The sequence below is a fragment of the Haladaptatus salinisoli genome (assembly GCF_020614375.1).
Taxonomy (GTDB): Archaea; Halobacteriota; Halobacteria; order Halobacteriales; family Haladaptataceae; genus Haladaptatus; species Haladaptatus salinisoli.
The window spans coordinates 127706-142873 of the sequence record NZ_CP085328.1 but is presented as its reverse complement, the minus strand read 5'-3'; the positions used below and the strand labels follow the sequence as shown (position 1 = coordinate 142873).

Annotated in this window: 15 protein-coding genes; 7 read left to right on the top strand and 8 right to left on the bottom strand. The window is 52.0% G+C overall.

The features are described from left to right. The first annotated feature begins 95 nt into the window (after window positions 1-95). Window positions 96-656: a DoxX family protein gene (locus LIX00_RS16410; protein ID WP_227356057.1), complete on the top strand. Its 561-nt coding sequence runs from the start codon at window positions 96-98 to the stop codon at window positions 654-656. A 137-nt stretch (window positions 657-793) separates the two neighbouring features. Here the strand turns inward: LIX00_RS16410 and LIX00_RS16405 are convergent, their stop codons facing one another. Further along, window positions 794-1681, bottom strand: a complete 888-nt coding sequence (locus LIX00_RS16405; RefSeq protein WP_227356056.1) for a complex I NDUFA9 subunit family protein — start codon at window positions 1679-1681, stop codon at window positions 794-796. A gap of 93 nt (window positions 1682-1774) precedes the next feature. Then, window positions 1775-3139, bottom strand: coding sequence for a vitamin K epoxide reductase family protein (locus LIX00_RS16400; protein ID WP_227356055.1), 1365 nt, complete (start codon window positions 3137-3139; stop codon window positions 1775-1777). Between the two features lie 332 nt (window positions 3140-3471). On the opposite strand from LIX00_RS16400, the gene LIX00_RS16395 reads away from it, so the two are divergent. After that, window positions 3472-3960 (top strand): CBS domain-containing protein, encoded by a 489-nt coding sequence (locus tag LIX00_RS16395; RefSeq protein ID WP_227356054.1) that lies wholly within the window; start codon window positions 3472-3474, stop codon window positions 3958-3960. A gap of 78 nt (window positions 3961-4038) precedes the next feature. On the opposite strand, the gene LIX00_RS16390 is transcribed toward LIX00_RS16395, so the two are convergent. Continuing rightward, window positions 4039-4236, bottom strand: coding sequence for a heavy-metal-associated domain-containing protein (locus LIX00_RS16390; RefSeq protein WP_227356053.1), 198 nt, complete (start codon window positions 4234-4236; stop codon window positions 4039-4041). Between the two features lie 128 nt (window positions 4237-4364). Here LIX00_RS16390 and LIX00_RS16385 point away from each other — a divergent pair, with 128 nt between their 5' ends. The 4 genes from LIX00_RS16385 to LIX00_RS16370 all read left to right on the top strand — a co-directional run bounded on the left by LIX00_RS16385 (window position 4365) and on the right by LIX00_RS16370 (window position 10525). Beyond that, the gene (locus LIX00_RS16385; RefSeq protein WP_227356052.1) at window positions 4365-4964 is read left to right on the top strand and encodes an AsnC family transcriptional regulator; all 600 of its coding nucleotides are present in this window, start codon (window positions 4365-4367) and stop codon (window positions 4962-4964) included. A 104-nt stretch (window positions 4965-5068) separates the two neighbouring features. Then, window positions 5069-7663, top strand: coding sequence for a heavy metal translocating P-type ATPase (locus LIX00_RS16380; RefSeq protein WP_227356051.1), 2595 nt, complete (start codon window positions 5069-5071; stop codon window positions 7661-7663). Between the two features lie 293 nt (window positions 7664-7956). Then, window positions 7957-8862, top strand: coding sequence for a DUF7282 domain-containing protein (locus tag LIX00_RS16375; protein WP_227356050.1), 906 nt, complete (start codon window positions 7957-7959; stop codon window positions 8860-8862). 661 nt (window positions 8863-9523) lie between these two features. Then, window positions 9524-10525, top strand: a complete 1002-nt coding sequence (locus tag LIX00_RS16370; RefSeq protein WP_227356049.1) for a sulfite exporter TauE/SafE family protein — start codon at window positions 9524-9526, stop codon at window positions 10523-10525. Window positions 10526-10753: 228 nt separating this feature from the next. On the opposite strand, the gene LIX00_RS16365 is transcribed toward LIX00_RS16370, so the two are convergent. The 5 genes from LIX00_RS16365 to LIX00_RS16345 form a co-directional block, all read right to left on the bottom strand. Beyond that, the gene (locus LIX00_RS16365; protein ID WP_227356048.1) at window positions 10754-11983 is read right to left on the bottom strand and encodes a permease; all 1230 of its coding nucleotides are present in this window, start codon (window positions 11981-11983) and stop codon (window positions 10754-10756) included. Window positions 11984-12262: 279 nt separating this feature from the next. After that, window positions 12263-12535, bottom strand: a complete 273-nt coding sequence (locus LIX00_RS16360; RefSeq protein WP_227356047.1) for a DUF7521 family protein — start codon at window positions 12533-12535, stop codon at window positions 12263-12265. After that, window positions 12535-12897 carry a winged helix-turn-helix domain-containing protein gene (locus LIX00_RS16355; protein ID WP_227356046.1) on the bottom strand — a complete coding sequence of 121 codons (363 nt, stop codon included), beginning with the start codon at window positions 12895-12897 and terminating at the stop codon, window positions 12535-12537. The genes LIX00_RS16360 and LIX00_RS16355 overlap by 1 nt, the downstream gene beginning before the upstream one ends. 231 nt (window positions 12898-13128) lie before the next feature. Further along, on the bottom strand, window positions 13129-13737 hold the full coding sequence (locus tag LIX00_RS16350) for a DUF7475 family protein (protein ID WP_227356045.1): 609 nt from the start codon (window positions 13735-13737) through the stop codon (window positions 13129-13131). Between the two features lie 179 nt (window positions 13738-13916). Then, window positions 13917-14510 (bottom strand): winged helix-turn-helix transcriptional regulator, encoded by a 594-nt coding sequence (locus LIX00_RS16345; protein WP_227356044.1) that lies wholly within the window; start codon window positions 14508-14510, stop codon window positions 13917-13919. A 176-nt stretch (window positions 14511-14686) separates the two neighbouring features. Here LIX00_RS16345 and LIX00_RS16340 point away from each other — a divergent pair, with 176 nt between their 5' ends. Beyond that, complete coding sequence (locus LIX00_RS16340) at window positions 14687-15040, top strand: four-helix bundle copper-binding protein (protein ID WP_227356043.1); 354 nt, start codon at window positions 14687-14689, stop codon at window positions 15038-15040. The last annotated feature ends 128 nt before the right edge of the window (window positions 15041-15168 follow it).

The following is a 15168-nucleotide window of genomic DNA, read 5'->3' as shown; positions in this document are numbered from 1 at the left end:
GTTATACTAACCTGTTTTATTACCGCGTCCATGAGGGCGATACAGACGTCACCTATACGTTCCATGCGACCAAACCTGAATAAGTGGTGATGTCAATGGCTGATACACAACACCAGTACAATGAATTCCGATCCACAATTGGGGGCATTACTGTGGATGGCCGTGCACACTCGCTGAGTGCCTGGTTCGTCCTTGCACTCCGTCTCGTCATCGGGTTCGCATTCTTCTATTCTGGCGCCGAAAAACTTCTAGGTAGCTTCGAGGCACAGAGCTACCTTGCGAACGTCGCTGCAACGAACGGCAATCCCTTGGAAGGGGTGTTTCTTTGGATGAGTCAGACGCCGTGGTTCATGGACTTTCTCAACGTTGTCGTTCCGTGGGGTGAAGCGGCAATTGGCCTTGGCCTCATAGTTGGCTTCCTGACTCGCCTCGCTGCGTTTTTCGGTGCGTTCATGATGCTGTTGTTCTACTTCGGCAACTGGGACATGGCGCACGGATTCATCAATTCTGACTTCATGTATATGCTGGTGTTTCTCTCGGTCGCCGCATTCGGTGCTGGCCGCATCCTCGGACTTGATGCTTACATGGAACAGTACGAGATTGACGGCCAACCCCTCCTGGAAAAATATCCCTCCCTTGAGTACATCCTTGGTTGATATCTGTGCCACCGTGAACGACATATTTTGCTCTTTAAAGGAAGTCAGATATACCATCTCTGGCTCGCGTTGTATTCCTGTTTAGCTGCGCTTGTCCCGAGCTTTGGAAAATCCGTTATAGTAGCCATCGATTTGGCCTACCTCCTGCTCAAGTACGTTGCAATTCGCATCAAATCAGTCTCTTCGAGGCCAAAGTCCGTAATATCATTGTGGTCAGTGATGTTTGTCATTTCCAATGCCCTTGCCTGATCGATGCCAAACGGGATAATCGAAAGTGGTTCCGCGGCATAAAGAGCACTCTCTACCAATCGCATTGGTACTGGGATGATCTTGATCGATTTTCCCTCAGCGCGATAGAGCATCCGTGCGACCTCCCCGAACGTTAGTACCTCGGGTCCACCGAGATCATAGACCTGGCCGACATGACGATCCTCTTCAATCGTATCTGCGACAATCTGCGCAATATCCTTGACCCAAATCGGTTGGAAGCTAGGCTTTTCTCCCCCGGCTGGGAGGACCGTTACATACGGCGTTGTGTACTGCTTGATGAACGCAAACGTTTCACTCCCCTCACCGAAAATGAATGAGGGGCGAAGAATCACCCAGTCTAAATCGGAATACTGAGCTACCAAGTCACCGAGTCCTTGAGTTCGCCAATAAGCAATCAGACTATCTGGATCTGCACCAAGCGAACTCATCTCGATGTATCGAGCCACTCCATGTTCCTGCGCAGCGTGTACCGCGTTCATCACACCGCCGATACAGACGGTATCGTGAAACGTTCCAGGTCGGGGTTGATGAAGTGGCGGTAGTGCTGTAAGGTTCACTATGGCGTCCTTCGCTTCGAACGCCCCCTCGATGGAGTCGTAGTTCGTGATGTCGCCTGATATCAATTCGACGGCATCCGGAAGAACACTGGAATCGGGCGATCGAGAGAGCGAAGTAACTGTATGACCCTGCTCGACGAGTTCAGCACACACGTTTCGGCCCACAAAGCCATCACCCCCCGCGACAAGAACATTCATGCACAGTGTGACATCGGGAGCGACCGTAAAGGTTCAGCCCGGTACTGGGTTTCGTAACGAGGAGACGAAGAGAGCGACGCTTTCAGATTAGCGTTATCTTATATATTGGTTCCAGGAGCCGTACTGTTCGTGAATACTCCCACGAGGAAGACTTGCGAAAATGACGAGAGTACCGACAGCAATACCGTTCCACAGGCCAACCGTGGGTCCTCCTGTAAGAATCCATGGCGCCACGATGACCCATATCCCAAGAGGAACGTTCACGAAGCGGACGATGCGTACTGGTTCGCCCATGGCGATTACAGAGAATGTGGCGATGAGCGCGCCGATGAGGTGACTACTGTCTGCGGCGGCACCCGTCGTACCGAAGAGTGCGGGAGATAGCATCAACCAGAGCCCCAGCCCTGTTGCACCGAGGAGATGCCAGGGTATAGACATCCCCCAGAACATCGACAAAAACGAGTTAGCGCCTGAGCGCGTCTCGCCGTCCACACCAGCATCTGCAGCGCGGTACGACCCTCCCATCCAAAAGGCATGCCAGAGTGATTCGCCCTTTTGCGTTCGCCGGTAGAGGAACTGCCCCATCGCGGCGACCTCATCGACCGTCAACGCAATCATGAACAGCATCGCGAGTGCAGAAAGAAGGCAGAGGGTACACCACGACCCGACGGCCAGCGGTTGGAGGATAATGAGGACGATACTGACAAGTCCCAGTGGGATGACGACGATGCCGAAAAACGTCACCATCCAGGGCATTGTCCGCCAGCGGCGCTTATCGCCCATGAATCCCATGAGGACTTCGATCGCATATGCAACAGCCCCGAGGCCAGCGTCGGAAATCGGAAACATCTTCGAGACATCGGAAGTGAGCACGTTCACCGTTCCACGGCCGAAGAACGGTTCGAAGACGAAGTTGGTATAACCGAGTTGGAACGTGGCCATGTGGGTCGAAAAGAAGAACCCAATGAGCCCAGCGACGATGATTGGCGCCCGCTGCGCCGCCGTCGAGGGGTTATACGTCCAGCCGCGGGGGACATCTGGCCCCGACATCTCCATCCGCATAACAACGAGCACAGCAAACGTGATGACAAAGACCCCGACGAGTGTGTCGTTTAGGTAGGCGGCACTTGTCGGTGCCCAGAAGAGTAGCGGTGCAAGGAGCAGCCAGACGCCCACGAAACCGTTTGCGTAATTCGCGAAACCACTCTCGAGGAAAATCACAGCACCTGCGAGCACAATCAGGAGTATTCCGCTAACGACGTCACTGACGGTCATCGCAAAGCTCTCGTATCCGAAAGTGATCGGACTCGCAATGAGCCAGAGTCCAAGAATGACAATAGGATACTGCGGCCAGATCTCCATCGTTGGATGCTTGAGCATCATGGTGCCCGGTTCCTGGGACTCCTCGTGTTGGTGGTCGGTTACCTCGTCGGACGAAAGCCCATGATGCTCACTCATTGTGTACCCACCCGAGAGTTTTCTTTCGGTGTCCTGGGTAAAAGGATCACCGGCGGACGACCGCTGGTGTTGTCTATAGTATGATTCCTATAACGCGGTATTTCGCCACGGAGGTAACCCTCTCTGTTGGAGTTGGAAATCCGATCACGGCTGGCAATACTCGTCACCGACTTCGACAGCAATCTGGGCTGCACCCCATCGTTTCCATAGGTAGTTGGTATCTATGTCCTATTTACACTTCCACTGACTCCCACCACTCCAGTAGGCAAGTAGCGTCTCACGACACCGATTGGGGCACTACCTTTTTTGATCTCTCTGGTGTATGGTAGTCGATGACGAACGAACATCCCAACACCAACCTCCATGTAGGGAGAATTGCTCGAAAAGACGTAGTGAGTGTCTCCCGTGATACGACTATTGATAAAGTCGCACAAACGATGGCCGATGAAAACGTGGGGGATGTCTTAGTCACCGAAAACGGAGATCTTGTCGGGATCATCACCGATCGTGATCTCGTGATTCATCTCCTAACAGACGAGCATGGAACAAACATTCTACACGGTGACGAGTCAGGGATAGACCGTACGGCAGAGGACATAATGACCAAAGATCCGCACACTATCGACTCTCATGCACGTGTTCCACGGTTACTGCACCACATGAATCAGGTGAACGCACGGCGAATTCCTGTTGTCCAAAATGAGGACGTTGTCGGGATTATCACGTTTGACGATCTTGTCGTCCACTTAGCGGGTGAGAGTGAACACGTAGCTGCACAACTCGAAAGTCTCGCCGACGTTGTCCACGCAGAATCGCCATAGCGTAACTTAACCACCAGCACAGAGCTAAGAAGAAACCAGTACGAGTGGGTTGAGCTGTGTGGATACTTTCAATCCTTTTCAGACGTTCGCCGTGTACCCTGCATTTTCGACGGCCTGGACGAGTTCTGAGGTATCGGCGTCCCCATCGATGCTCACCTCCTTGGCTTCATGATTGGCAGTCGCGTTGGTAATACCGTCTACATCATGAAGGGCTTCCTCGACAGTTTGTTCACAGTGCTCGCACGACATTCCCTCAACAGTGATGGTAGTCGTCATACACTTCGATATACGATTGGCTGTCTTTTATGGATTCTTCTTTTGATTTGTAGATTGAGTTCGGCAGTAACATTAGAAACGAAGGCAAAATGCGCGTGGCTTTTAGCTCTCGACGGCGTAACACCACTATGCACGATCTAGACGAAACCGACCTCGAAATCTTACAGCTCTTGACGTCGAACGCCCGTCGGCCTTACAGTGATATTGCGGATGCAGTTGGGCTTTCTCCACCAGCTGTATCAGATCGGGTTGCTCGACTCCAAGAGCGAGGAATCATCCGTGGTTTTACGCTCGATATCGACCGCTCCCAACTCCGCAAAGGGACACCGGTTCTGCTGACGCTCGAGATCGCAACTGGCAGTCAGGATGTCTCATCGGTCAAGGAAACGCTCCTCGATACTGGTGCAGTCGAGAACGTGTTCACCACTGCAGAGGCTGACCTTGTAGCCTATGTACGAGCCCCAGACACCGATGTCGCCGGTTGGCTTGCCGCCACCTTTAGCGAGGAAACAATCGATGACTTCGAGGTAACACTCCTCTCGGGTGCAGATTGGTCTCCTAACGTAGGGGGGATGGAGTTTGCGCTGACTTGCGCAGAGTGTGGAAACACAGTTGATAGCGAAGGAACGTCGGCTCGCATCGATGGAGATCTCTATCAGTTCTGTTGCCCGTCGTGTGAAACCCGCTTCGAGGAGAAGTACGAGCTACTCCAACAAGGCGCAGATTGAGTCCCACTGTCACTGTTGTACCTTTGATTCAAAGATTTCTGAGTTCGTCTCCTGAACATTCGAAAGGGCAAATCGATTGAATAGGGGAGACGTATGAAGTAGTAATGAGCCAGCGTCGAATCCACATCAATATCCAGGGAATGAGCTGCGCGAATTGTTCGCAGACTATCGCCGACTCTGTCGACTCCCTCGACGGGGTATCAGAAGCGACCATCAACTTCGCCACCGACGAGGGAACCATTGAGTACGACCCGGACGAAGTTTCGTTGAAAAAGATCTACGAAGCCATCGAGACCGCCGGATATACGCCTGTTACGGAGACGAAGACGATCGGCATCACGGGAATGTCGTGCGCAAACTGCTCAGAGACGGTGCAGTCTGTACTCGAGCGAACGCCGGGTGTCATCGAGGCCGACGTCAACTTCGCAACAGACGAGGCACAAGTCAGGTACAACCCTGCTGAAGCAACCCTCACGAACCTCTACGACGCCATCGAAGACGCTGGTTATACACCCGTCCGTGAAGATGGTGAATCTGAAGATTCCGCCGAGGATCGTCGTGATGCCGCCCGACAGGCCGAAATCCGCAAACAGCTTCGGCTCACGCTGTTCGGTGCCGTCCTCTCTGCACCTCTCATCCTCTTTCTTGCTGATAAACTCATTCTGGGCGGCGGAATCCTTCCAGAGATGATTTTCGGCATCGAGTTCGGCTGGGTTGAGTTCCTGCTTGCGACGCCTGTCCAAGCCATCCTCGGCTGGGAGTTCTACAAGAACTCCTACAAGGCGCTCGTGAAGAACAAACGCGCCAATATGGACGTGCTTATCGCGCTCGGTTCGTCCACGGCGTACGTCTACAGCGTCGTAGTACTTCTCGGATTGATCGCGGGCGGTCTCTACTTCGACACGGCCGCGCTCATCCTCGTGTTCATCACACTCGGCAACTACCTCGAAGCGCGCTCGAAGGGCCAAGCAAGCGATGCGCTCCGTAAGTTGTTGGAGATGGAGGCGGACACTGCAACAGTTGTCGAGGACGATGGCACTGAGCGTGACGTGCCCATCGAAGACGTGGCAGTTGGCGATCGAATGAAGATTCAACCTGGCAAGAAGATCCCTACTGATGGTGTCGTCGTGGACGGCCAGAGTGCGGTCGACGAATCGATGGTCACTGGCGAATCTGTTCCCGTGGAAAAAGGAGAAGGTGACGAAGTCGTCGGCTCGACCATCAACGAGAACGGCGTACTCATCGTCGAGGCGACGAGGGTCGGCGAGGATACTGCACTCCAGCAGATCGTCCAAACGGTCAAGGAGGCGCAGTCCCGTCAACCTGATATCCAGAATCTCGCCGATCGAATCTCTGCGTACTTCGTTCCCGCAGTGATCGTGAACGCCCTGTTCTGGGGAACAGTCTGGTACCTCTTCCCCGGAACACTTGCTAACTTCGTGGCCGCACTTCCGCTGTGGGGGTTAGTTGGAGGCGGTCCAGCTGCGCTGTCGGCGTTTGAATTCGCAACCATCGTGTTCGCAAGTGCGGTTCTCATCGCGTGTCCCTGCGCGCTTGGACTAGCTACGCCGGCAGCAACGATGGTGGGCACTACGCTTGGTGCACAGAACGGTGTTCTCTTCAAGGGCGGTGACGTCCTCGAACGAGCAAAGGATGTCGACACCATCGTGTTCGATAAGACCGGCACCTTGACGAAAGGGGAGATGGAGCTAACGGATGTCGTTGCAGTTGGTGCCGATGGCCAGCCGCTCACCGATGGTGGCGATACGGCAGCTGACGGAGGCCAACTGACCGCTCGCGAACGCCTCAACGAGGACGACGTACTCAGCTTGGCTGCCAGTGCGGAGAGTGGGAGCGAACACCCGCTCGCGCAGGCCATCGTCGAGGGAGCCGAAAAGCGTGGCCTCAACGTCATGGAACCCGACGCGTTCGAAAACGTCCCAGGGCACGGTATCCAAGCGACACTCGATGAGAGTGAAATCCTCATCGGCAACCGCAAGCTCCTGCGCGATAACGATGTCGATCCGGCACCCGCCGAAGAAACAATGGAACACCTCGAAAACGAGGGGAAGACAGCAATGCTCGTCGCCTACGAGGGTGAACTCGTGGGCGTGGTCGCTGATGCCGACACGGTCAAGGAAAGTGCGAAAGACGCGGTGAGCGCTCTTGAGGAGCGCGGCCTTGACGTGATGATGATTACCGGCGATAACGAGCGGACCGCCCGTGCTGTCGCCGCGCAAGTGGGTATTGACCCCGAGAACGTCCGCGCAGAGGTACTCCCTGAGGACAAGTCCGACGCAATCGAAGCCATACAAGACGGAGGACGCATGGCAATGATGGTCGGCGACGGGGTCAATGACGCGCCAGCGCTCGCCGTTGCCAATGTCGGAACTGCTATCGGGTCAGGAACGGATGTCGCTATCGAGGCTGCGGATGTCACACTCATGCGTGACGACCCACTTGACGTGGTAAAGGCGATTCGTATCTCCGACGCGACGCTCGCCAAGATCAAGCAGAACCTCGTGTGGGCGCTGGGCTACAACACCGCGATGATCCCGTTAGCATCGCTGGGGCTTCTCCAGCCTATACTGGCCGCAGGTGCGATGGCGTTTTCCAGTGTATCGGTACTCACCAATAGTCTGCTGTTCCGCAAGTACACTCCTGACCACGATTACAAGCTCTTCGGCAGGCTGCGCTAATTATCTACCACACACTGCTCGTGTCGATTAAACCAATATCGTAGGTAAACCTAAGTTTCAATCACTGGCGAGAAGTAGACTGTCTCTTCCAAAGAGTTTCTGGGACAGGAGACTCCCAAAATCACGACCATCACTGAACGACACGTCCCGCGCTCTTATTATTAGATGTCCTAATGTAGGCTTACAGGCTAAACAAACCCTCTAAAAATGTGTGTCAAAGAAAACAAGTTCTAGCTAGTGGCGTTAAGGAGTTGGCTCTCGTCGTTAGGCAATGCCTCTTAGGGGGTGACCGAATGAGAAAACCAACGACAATCAAATTTCGGCAAATCACTGTAGTAGCAACGGTGTGTTTGCTCGTTATTGGCACTGGAGTTGCTGCCGCTAAAACGGGTATGAATGTCACAGATGCAGAACAAGCACAAAACGCACAACCACAGGTCGTGTTTGAGGAGCAGACCGCGAATGGAACGACCGTGACCGTGGCGTCCGCGACACTGCCAAATGGTGGGTTTATCCTCATCCATGATGAAAGCGGTGCAGTCATCGGACAATCGAACTATCTCGAAGCGGGAACACACAAGAATGTTAAAATCGAATTGGCTCCGAGCGCAGTATCTCACTATTCACAGATGCAGGAGATGATGCAGTTGTTGAACCATACCCAATCACAAGGAATTATGATGACGATGCGGGCTCAGCAGATGCCACACCAGGATATGCAACGCATCATGAACGATTCTAGTGGCCCTCACATGGGCGGCGAGATGATGAAACAGACGCAGATGAATCGGATGATGGGGCTCATGATGCAGCAGATGCAGGATCGACAACGCATGCACGCGTTGATGCAGGCGATGATGGCCGATGGCCAACACCAAGCCCAGATGCAAGAGATGGCGCAATTGATGAACCAAACGAGCATGCGTGAACGACAAATGCTGATGCATACAGCTGACGAGTCGATGAACCAAGGGCAGATGCGCCACATGATGCGCCAGCAGACGAAAGATTATGCACGAATGCGCCAGTTGATGCAGCAGATGCAAACTCAAGCACAGCAGCAACGATCAGCGCAGTCGCTGACGGCGATGCTCCACACCGACGCGAACAACAATCGCCAGCTTGAGTTCCCCGGCGTTGATGGGCCATATACGCAGAATGAACAGCCCGTGGCTGCCACTGCACGAGTGACGACCTAGTGATGAACTGCCTCAGGGCTTGACCCTGAGCACTTGGCCTACCTCTTCTGTACATTCGCTCGTTTCGTTAGAACTCCGGCGATTCGACAGCGACTAGTCAGAGTGTGTACCGATCATTAGCGGATACCCAGTATCACGAGGCAATGAGACCAGGACACTTATTTTTGATTCACCTTATTATCTAAGACGGTACTTACGAGGGTTGGAATTGGGGCCCTCACGACTTTCCCATCATCAACAACATAGATAATACGCTAATGGTTAATGAAGAATCGAATATGACCCCCAATATTCCAATCTAACCGTTGTTCGTTACAGGTATAGGCACGTAATGGAAGCAAGACAGTATTTAAAGGAGTTCAGAGGAGGGAGTTGTGAGAACATTGAGTTTTGCCCATGATTACCTCTTCCAGCGAACGTCCCACAGAACTCTATGTTCTCCCTTGTCGAAATTGAGGACGTTTCCCCAATGCTCACAAAACTAGCCTCAAGCTCATCGTGAGTTATTCGGTGAAAATAAGCGACACGCTGTTTTTGTGGTTTGATACTCCTTTTGTGATACAGATCCGTTTTCTGAAATTGCTTTAGACGGCTACTGCTACGGATTTTCTACCGTGGAAAAGAATCAAGCGTGATGGTGACGTCCACTATGACGAGTATCATGGGGGGGATGAGCGTCTGGGTGTTTGAGTCAGGAACGATATTCTTTGTCGTGTTTGGCTTGCTCATTGGAATTCTCTTTGGATTCTTCGGTCTCGGCGGGAGCTTTTTCGTAACGCCAGCATTACTCGTTCTGGGTCATCCAGCGAAGGCAGCAGTCGGTTCCGGTCTGGTGTTCGTCTTCGGGACGTCAATCGCTGCTGTTGTCACACATCGCGGGTTAGGCCACATTGATTACAAACTCGGATTGTTGCTCGTCCTCGGTATGACGACGGGGATAGAAGTGGGGAAACGGCTCCTGTTTGCGCTAGCTACCGTCGGCGTCGCTAATTTCGCAATCAGCGTCATGTACGTAGGGTTATTAACAGCTGTCGGACTCTACACGTTACACGATGTTCGGACGGTTGGCTCTGAAGTTGCGTCAGATGCCAATACATCATTGATTCGCCAGATTAGTACCTTCCCCGCTCCACCAATGATGACGTTCAAAGGCGGTATTTCTGCTTCAGCATCAGTGATAATAGTACTCTCCTTTATAACAGGTATCCTAGCTGGTGTACTTGGGGTTGGGGGAGGATTTCTTGTTCTGCCCGGCTTGATGTATGGATTAGCGCTACCAGAAGCAGTGGCGGTCGGAACTGATATCTTCCAAATCGCAATTTCGAGTGGATATGGGGCGTTTCTGTACGCCCGAGCAGATGCCGTTCACCTGACAGTTGTGATTCCATTACTTGGCGGAAGCATTTTTGGTGCATATGTTGGCTCACATTTGACGGAGTACGTTGACGCCACGAAGTTCAAGCAATATTTTGCAATGATGCTACTCATCGATAGTGTGGCGGTGATGAGCAAAATAGTTAGCCATACCTATGGTATCGTTGCGCTCCATGTATTGAGTCTCGTTCTTCTCTTTGGGACAGCACTCATCGTGAGTCTCGTAGTCGTCTTCCTTGGTACTCGAAACTTCCTGCGACACAAACACCAGCCATTGGGAGATAGCTAAGCTGGATCGTGCTGTTTCATTCGAACGAGGCTCATTTCACGCTGTTTCACGGTGACGTATATCTCGAATAGCATACGACAAAACTACTAATTGCAGACTGATAAGAAGGATCGTGGCAACCCAGAGGAGAAGCCCAGTGAACACTGATGCACTACCTAACCAAAGGCTGACCACCGTAAGTGTGATGAGCAAATAGGTCACTTCTCTCATTGTTTCCCTATAATAGGCTTAATCACCATGAGTCGCCATCTCCTCTTGTTCACTACCGGACTCGAAATACGTCACATACACTTCTGCAATGAAGATAATACTGAATATGATGTTAAGCACGGTGGTATAAGCATGAGGAACAGATCCACCGGTTGAGCCACGCTTTGGAATGAGGTTAATGGCGCCCCAGGCAAAGTGAGTCACAATGCCCGCAACAGCAGCAACTGCGAAGATAGAGACGAACAGCGTTGCTGCCATGCGCTTTCCGTAGTACTTCCGGTACATGTCCACGATGTGTGGGACGATGAGGTCGGCGTAGATGAAGCTCATCACGCCGCCGAACGGAATCCCGGAGGTCCACAGCACCAACGCGAAGGGGACGTTCGCCACCGAGCAGACGAACGTGATGACACCGACTGCAACACCGATAACACTCCCGAGAATGATCCACGCGACAGTTCCTTTTGGTGCGAGCGTGAACAACTGCGCCCACCACGTTTTCGGGATAAATGCGGCGATAAGAGCTGCAATGATGAACCCTGCAACGAGATCATCCCATAGCATTTCCCACTCACCAATGGCGTTGCGGAAGGCATTCTTCCAGCCATGGACTGTGAGAAGCTTGTCCTTCCATGTTTCGTCCTCTCGCTGATTTAGAAAGGTCTGCTTGCATGATTCCGAGCAGAAGTACTCGGTTCCCCCGTCGGTGTCGACGCTGAGCGTTCCCTCGTCGTTAGGGTCAACTTCCATTCCACAGACGGGATCTCGAACCATTCCGTCTTCGTCATCATCGATGTGATTGCGCGCAACGTCGAACCACGAATTGGGAATAATGTACTTCGTCAGCGCGGCCAGCAGGAGGATCATCAGGATGCCGCCAAACACGTCGGCGGCGACGAACTGCCAGCCGAGCAGGATCCACATCACCAGCCCGAGTTCAATGACGAGGTTCGTGCTGGCGAACTGGAACGCGGCGAACGAGGACTCCGGCGACGCCCCCTTCTTGAACAGCGACTTCGTCGTGGCGACGGCCCCAAACGAACAACTCGACGAGAGGAAGCCGAAGAAGCTCCCCAACCCGAGTTCCTTCAGACCGCGACCGCCCAACACGTCCGTCATTCGCTCCTCGCTCACAAACGCTTGCACCGCGCCCGCGATGGTGAACCCGAGCACCAGTGCCCACCACGTCTTCCACGTCATGTTGCCGAGGAACTTCGCGGCCTCGACGAGACTTTGGACGACGTTCATAGTAATCGATTGGCGTTGTAGACTTTACTCCATTCTGGTTAACAAGCTAAAGCAGGCAGTGAATTTCCGCTAAAACGGCTACCCTTGAGCGTTCGCCCGTTGTAGCGTCGTTACTGTTGTTCGTTCTAAAGGTCGTAACTGCCGATACCGACTGTAGTTCCCTAACGTTTAAAACCCTGAGTAGCCACGCAGTTTCGCTTCCAAAACGATAGTACAAGAAGCACTATGCCTGATTATACGGTACAGGTGATCACCTGAGAATAGTGGCACTGTATTCTTCTACTGTGTTTGGTAGTGGATAGAGTACAAAATGAAGCACATGCCTATCGCTACAATTGTAGATTGAATCATCCCCGCATAGAAAATAGAGAAATTCACAACGTCATAGAGTACGCCTTCAGTGACGGCACCGATGCTGATCATGAAAAAACCAACCGCGAGTAAGAACATTGGTTGACTATCATAGCGTTTGTACGCCCGATAGCTTTGGAACGAGATGAGGAGGCCAAGGATCACGATAATGACTTTAGCAATAATAAGACCAAGGTGCATTATGAGTCCTCCCTCCGGATATTGTCCCACATACGTTTAAAGCGATCAGATGCATCGTCCTTCATTGAGCTCCTAACATTGACCTTGAAGTCCCCCTGATCAAGTCGGATATCAATATGTTCGACTGACGTCTTATATTTCTTAAAATGATTCCCATCAGGAGCCAGTTCATCCTGCTCTGAGATGAGGTCGTGTTCAACGAGCTTTTCGAGTCGCCGATAAACTGTCACCAATGAAACGTCACACGTGTCACTGAGTTCATTTGCAGACATTGGTTGCTCACTTGTAACGGATAGTATGGTTTGGACGTGTTCGTCACCCAGGAGAGCAAGGGTTTCACGCGGAGGACTATCCTCACACACACATGCCGATGCTCACGTCTAGACTAAAGTATTGTGGATCTACTAGAGAAGGGAACTTATAGCCACGGTGATGGCACAGTCTCTGTCACCAGGACGCCATATAGAGCATGATGCGCCCATGTTGAAAGTAGTATGATTTCAGCCTCATCGAGTTGGTGGTTACTTCTACGGGTATAGTATCAATACAGGCCTATAACTAAAATACCAAAGTAGTAAATGTCCAGAACTTGCTCATCGTTTTAAATACAAGTATCCAAGAGTGACAATAAGGAGCGTCTGAACTACTTTGTCAATAAGACCAAAACTCCCGAGATGGGGCATTCCATCGTTGACCCATAGCAGAATTTGTACTGCAGTAAAGAGGATTCCGACCAAATAGAGGTACTGACGGTTAATGCCAACAAAGAATAAGCCAATTCCGCCCAGGAATCCTAATCCAGCGAAAAGCATGATCAGCGAACCATGCTCGAGGAAGAGATAGAGATGCACAGCAGCGGTAAAGAGCGCAAGTAACGCGACGAAAAGATGGACTGATGAAACTGAGAAATCCTGTCGACGCTTATTGGTATATTGATAGACTGGCGCCGTAGCTACTGTCCCAAGTAGGAATAGTCCACCAATCATCGTCGGCCAACCACTCGCAAATCCTGCTTCACCTTCACTTTGACCCTCTCCTTCGTGACTGTGCCCCTCTTCAGTTTGACCCTCTGCTCCATGACTCTGTCCTTCTTTGTCGTGATGACCTTCTTCTTGATGTGATGTTGTCGATGAAGTTTTTGTCTTATCATCATCGTTCACGATGAGAATGCCCGGTGAGGCGAGCAGGAGTACGATACTCACGAGGAGGAGGACACGTCCGATGCGTCGCCAATTGTATGGCATGTGCGGCGATAATCTGGGTGAATATATAATCCCCCACGCGTAGTTTCACACGATGAAAATGCCCTGTGTAAGGTGAAATACAATAATTAGATCATTGATTAATTCTCGAACTGGCTGGATTGAGAAAGCAGTGAAACTCACGTAGTTCCTTCGTTAAACTCCTCAAACCGGTCACGCAACAATGATTCGCATGACGGGCAGCACAAGAAGTACCGTCGGTCTTCAAGGGTCACGGACACTCCCTCACCCTTGATTGGCTTCCCACACTCGTCGCACTCGGTGACCAAGTCACCCTCTCCGAGGGCTGGGCGCCAACTCGATTCGACCACCTTCCGAACGTCGAACTCTGCTATGACATCTGGCCCAATTATCTCTGAAACGAGACGTTGTAATTCAGCGTCGCTCATATACGTCTGTACGTATACGCGATCGTCGACTGTCTGGACGACGTGCTCGACAGAATCGAACTCATGGAGTGCAGAAACAACCTCGTCCGCTTGACCAGGGTTAGTGCGAAGATGAACGAACAACGATTCTCCATCTACTATCTTCGAGCGATCAAGATTGACCGTGAATCCTCGAATGATACCTAACTCTTCGAGTCGTGCAATTCGATCCGAGATTGTTGGTGGCGAGAGTCCAACTTGGTCGCCTATGTCGCGATATGACTGGCGAGCACCTTCTAGCAGTAATTGTAGGATTTCACGATCAATATCATCAAGCTCAACCATGTATTGTCAATTCTCCTGTCCGCCAGATACCTGTTATGGCGGTAGTATCACAGTGAATTTTCGAGTTCGCGATTCATCCCCCACTTCACTACCGAATTCCCCCTTACCCTGAGCTCTTTGGTCGAACATTGTTAGCCTCAAGTGGAAAAAGCGAGTCTCTCGTTGTACTAGGTGCGATGGCTCTAACTGAAATTGACCATGTGAACGAGGACGAGGAGATGGCAGAGTGCATCGACAATTGTTTCGAGGCCGCTCAAGCGTGTGAGTGGTGTGCTGACGAATGCGCTGGCCAAGGTGAGGAAATGGCTGAGTGTCTCCGACTCTGTCGGGACACTGCCGATCTCGTGACGCTCCACGCTCGATTCATGGCACGTGATTCAAATTACAGTCCAGAACTTGCCGAGGCCTGTGCTGGTGCATGTGAAGAGTGTGCCGAAGAATGTGACCGCCATGATGACGAGCACTGTCAGGTCTGTGCCGACGTGCTCCGTGACTGTGCTGAATCCTGTCGGAACATGATGGCATCGTAACTAGCGAATTCGAACAGTAACGGTAGATACAACTTTTTCGATGCTAGATGGTAACTTTCGGTGATAGGAAAGTGGGATAGTCGGTCACCTGCTCAGTCTATCAACGACCGGTTAGAGCTCAGCGTTGA